The sequence below is a fragment of the Acinetobacter sp. 479375 genome, assembly GCF_000581715.1.
In the GTDB taxonomy this organism is placed as follows: Bacteria; Pseudomonadota; Gammaproteobacteria; order Pseudomonadales; family Moraxellaceae; genus Acinetobacter; species Acinetobacter ursingii.
On the sequence record NZ_JEZN01000052.1, the window covers coordinates 1 to 2,860 of the forward strand.

2 protein-coding genes and 4 pseudogenes are annotated in these 2,860 nt (G+C 38.4%); 2 read left to right on the forward strand and 4 right to left on the reverse strand.

Translation table 11 applies throughout. The features are described 5' to 3' along the window. Positions 1 to 261, reverse strand: a pseudogene (locus J500_RS16510) (IS6 family transposase); the annotation flags it as partial. A gap of 63 nt (positions 262 to 324) precedes the next feature. On the opposite strand from J500_RS16510, the pseudogene J500_RS16515 reads away from it, so the two are divergent. Next, positions 325 to 765: pseudogene (locus J500_RS16515) on the forward strand (DDE-type integrase/transposase/recombinase); the annotation flags it as partial. A gap of 178 nt (positions 766 to 943) precedes the next feature. Here J500_RS16515 and vapC read toward each other — a convergent pair. From vapC to J500_RS16530, 3 genes and pseudogenes are all read right to left on the reverse strand, one after another. Continuing rightward, a pseudogene (vapC, locus tag J500_RS16520) lies at positions 944 to 1,359 on the reverse strand (type II toxin-antitoxin system tRNA(fMet)-specific endonuclease VapC). Then, on the reverse strand, positions 1,356 to 1,586 hold the full coding sequence (locus J500_RS16525) for an antitoxin (RefSeq protein ID WP_034700678.1): 231 nt from the start codon (positions 1,584 to 1,586) through the stop codon (positions 1,356 to 1,358). Before J500_RS16525 ends, vapC begins: the two are co-directional and overlap by 4 nt. Positions 1,587 to 1,884: 298 nt before the next feature. After that, positions 1,885 to 2,513, reverse strand: a pseudogene (locus tag J500_RS16530) (IS1 family transposase); the annotation flags it as partial. Positions 2,514 to 2,575: 62 nt separating this feature from the next. Between J500_RS16530 and J500_RS16535 the strand changes: the two are divergent. Beyond that, the coding region (locus J500_RS16535) for an IS6 family transposase (RefSeq protein WP_034700681.1) at positions 2,576 to 2,860 on the forward strand (285 nt) is incomplete at its 3' end.

The window sequence follows — 2,860 nt, forward strand, 5'->3', positions numbered from 1 at the left end:
TCTTCCATTCACTTTTACATAAGTTTCATCAATATGCCATGTGCCGAGATGTGTAGGATTACGCCAATACCAGCGTAAGCGTTTTTCTATTTCAGGAGCATAACGTTGAACCCAACGGTAAATAGTAGTGTGATTAACATTCACACCACGTTCGGAAAGCATTTCCTGAAGTTCACGATAGCTAATGCCATATTTACAATACCAGCGTACAGCCCAAAGAATGATTTCGCCCTGAAAATGCCGACCATGGAAGGGATTCATACACTGAACCTTTAGCTAAAAAACTATTTAGCTTATCATCAATGGCTATTTGCAACAGTGCCGACTTACCTGTATCGCGTAGTTGATCAACGTGGTCATACGATTGACTTTTACCTTTCCGCTAGACGGAACAGTAAATCAGCCTATAGTTTTCTAGGAAAGGTCTTCAATACGGTGAAAAAATGGCAAATTCCACGGGTTATCAATACAGATAAAGCAGCGACCTATGGCCATGCTTTATCACGATTAAAGCGAGAAGGAAAATGTCCAACAGACCTTGAGTACAGGCAGATTAAGTACAAAAAAAACGTAATTGAATGTGATCATGGCAAGCTAAATCGGATCATCAGGGCTACGTTAGGATTCAAATCTATGAAAACGGCTTATGCGACAATTAAAGGTATTGAAGTCATGCGTGCACTACGTAAAGGGCAAGCATCGTCATTTTATTATGGTCAGCCTCAGGGTGAAGTGTGTCTAATCAACAGGGTTTTCGGTCTCTAAGCACTTTTAAAGGGAACTTCATCGACTCAAATCTCTATTTGCAACAGTGCCCGTTGTATTTCCTTGTCAGACATAATGATCAACATCTCTAATTTATATCCAGCCCATGATGATAAAAACCATCATAAACTAGACATTTTAATTAGTGAATAACATTAGCCCTTTTAAGGGCTAAAAATTAGATCCAGTTTTCTAACTTTAACCCATCTATGCGCTCAAATTCCTTGATGTTGTTTGTGACTAGTACAACATCTAAAGCGAGGGCATGAGCTGCTATTAGCATATCCAAACTACCAATGGTTTTACCTGTTGATTGGAGATCTTGACGTAATTTAGCGTAATGCCAAATCGCTTGCTCATCGTAGGGTAAAATATCTAAGGGTGATAAAAATTTGTTCAGAGCCTGCTTATTACGTTCAGAGCCTGCTTATTACGTTTAGAGCCAGACTTTTCAACACCAAAAGCTAGCTTTGATGCGGTTATGCTAGAAATAGCTAACTGCCCAAGCTGATATTGCTTAAAGCGTTCAAAAACTTGCTGTGGTTTATGATTGATCACGTAGATACAAATATTTGTGTCTAAGAGGTAAATCATTTGAAGTCCTCACGTAATTGCTCACCCTGATCAGCTCGTTCAAGCTGAAATCCTACTTCAAATTCATTAAGTGCTTCTAACATGATGTCCCATGGGTTTTCGATGGGCATTAATAAGACACCACGGCCAAAACTTTTGATAGCAACTTCAGTACCATTAAAGCGAAATGCTTTAGGTAAACGCACAGCTTGACTGCGACCTGTTTGAAAAATTTTAGTGGTTTCCATATTTGCCTCTCAATAAAGTAGTTATCATTGATACATATCATATTATCAAACTATTTATTACACGTGATTTGTTGTAAGTAATCGTTGCTTTCTAAAATTGATCTAAAAAATACAGGCAATAAAAAACCACGACATCCTGTCAGGGTTTTTCGTATTTGATGCTTAGGTATAACTCCTGTCGTACCTCACACTCCTTGTATCTGATCTTGTTATTCTTATCTGGAGCATCCTGCTCTTTATGTCCCCCTGATAGGAAATCAGCGTGCGATCGGGTGGTGTTTTAAAAAGTATGCTGACATTAAATGAAGCCATTATTGATGTAAAAGAAGGTTAAGTCGAAGGCTTTAAAATGGTTTTCAAGCTTTTTGGAGAAATTGCAACTTCTTCTAAAACCACGCCTTATTCGATGCCTTATTTTGCAATTATTACCTTCAATTCCTACAGTAAAAAACTTACCAATACTTTGCTTGCAGTTTTTAAAAGCAGTGATGAAACTGTCCCAATGATCACTTGCAATTCGGGTGTAGTGAATACCTAATTGTTTAAGCTTGGTCTTCAACCTTTGGACTGTAGCTAAATCTCTCTTACCCCAAACATAAGCAACAATCTCACCTGTTTTTCGATGGTAGGCGTAAATAAGCCATTGTTTATTATTTTATTTCCAACAAAAGTCCAGAATTCATCTACTTCGAGAGATTCATAATGACTTTGTTTAGGCTGAATTTGATAGGCCGATTCAGTTAAAGTCCGTAAGACTTTACCGATACTAATGCGCTCAACTTCAGCGATATCTCGTATACCGCTGCCTCTGACCATTAACTGTAATATTTTACGAGTAATGCCAGAATTACATCCTAGATAGCTCAGAGCATGGTCACCAATAAACTGACGTTTGCAGTCTTTGCATTGGTAGTTTTGTTTCCCATCGGCACTGTTGCAAATAGCCATTGATGATAAGCTAAATAGTTTTTTAGCTAAAGGTTCAGTGTATGAATCCCTTCCATGGTCGGCATTTTCAGGGCGAAATCATTCTTTGGGCTGTACGCTGGTATTGTAAATATGGCATTAGCTATCGTGAACTTCAGGAAATGCTTTCCGAACGTGGTGTGAATGTTAATCACACTACTATTTACCGTTGGGTTCAACGTTATGCTCCTGAAATAGAAAAACGCTTACGCTGGTATTGGCGTAATCCTACACATCTCGGCACATGGCATATTGATGAAACTTATGTAAAAGTGAATGGAAGATGGTCTTATCTGTATCGTGCAGTC

Bases quoted from the DNA above. Each gene is read 5' to 3' on its own strand.
- J500_RS16525 (WP_034700678.1), bottom strand. From the start codon at position 1,586: ATGGAAACCACTAAAATTTTTCAAACAGGTCGCAGTCAAGCTGTGCGT.